Genomic DNA, 1025 nt, shown 5'->3' with positions numbered 1-1025 from the left:
GGTCGTTGCAACACCCATAGATTTTGGGAGTTGCAACGACCGTGCCGCATTTAAGCGATGTTTCAGCGGAGACCCGGAAGTACGCGAGATCGACTGTTCAGCAGAGGGAAGAGTTCTTCCGGGTTTTTGACCGACTCGGAAGTGCGACATTGGCCGCGGCAGAACTGGGTTTGAACCGGAACAGCTGCTATCAGTGGCTCCGCAAGGCTGGCCTCACTTCCGGGAACACCGCATCAACCCGGCAGGCAGCCAGAGCCAAGTACACGCCCGAACAGAAACGGGAGTTCTTGGGCGTTCTCGAGCGGGAAGGGAGCGTGACTGTTGCGGCAGCTGAGATCAGCCTGAATGTAAATACTGCGTTCCGCTGGGCACGCGAGGCGGGCATTTCCAGCCGACCGGTGAGTCATCGCAGGCGGGTGGAGTACCTGCGCTTACGGGACCAAGGACTGAGCCGGCGCGATGCGGTCAAGGCCCTGGGCGTTCCCCGCAGCAGTGCACGGGAGTGGGAGCTTGGGGTGAGGAAATCCGGCGGTCGACGCATTTATCCAGCTGGACAGAGAATGCACTACAACCATGATGTGGATTCTTCGACACTTCCTGCCGTCCCCGACAAAAGCCAGCAGACCCGGCCTGTATCGATCTCGGTGCTTGAACGGCCCATTGATCCGAGGTTTCTGTCGCTGCAAGAACGCGAAACCATCCGGGACCTGAACGCCACTGGGGCTTCGCTGCGTTCAATCGCGGCAGTGTTGCAGCGATCGCCGTCAACCATTAGCCGGGAAATCGCCCGTAACGGCCACCCGGGCGTTGGCTACCAGCCGTATGCGGCGCAACGTCAAGCTGCCTCACGCCGCGCCCGGCCCAAGACCGCGAAACTCGCTGGCGAATCGGACCTGAGCAACTACGTGAAAGAGAAACTGCTCATACGCTGGTCTCCAGAGCAGATCAGCCACACGCTGGTCGAAGATTTCCCCGAACTGCCGGAGATGCGTGTGTGCCCAGAGACGATCTATCAAGCCCTCTAC

At 60.1% G+C, this 1025-nt stretch carries 1 protein-coding gene; it reads left to right on the top strand.

The features are described 5' to 3' along the window. Positions 1-314: 314 nt before the first annotated feature. Positions 315-1025: helix-turn-helix domain-containing protein (locus ACFVYC_RS22315; protein WP_387554430.1), on the top strand; the 711-nt coding region annotated here is incomplete at its 3' end.

It is taken from the genome of Pseudarthrobacter sp. NPDC058329 (genome assembly GCF_042879835.1).
GTDB lineage: Bacteria > Actinomycetota > Actinomycetes > Actinomycetales > Micrococcaceae > Arthrobacter.
Note: the sequence above shows the minus strand (reverse complement) of the source record. Positions and strands in the feature narration are given on the sequence as shown.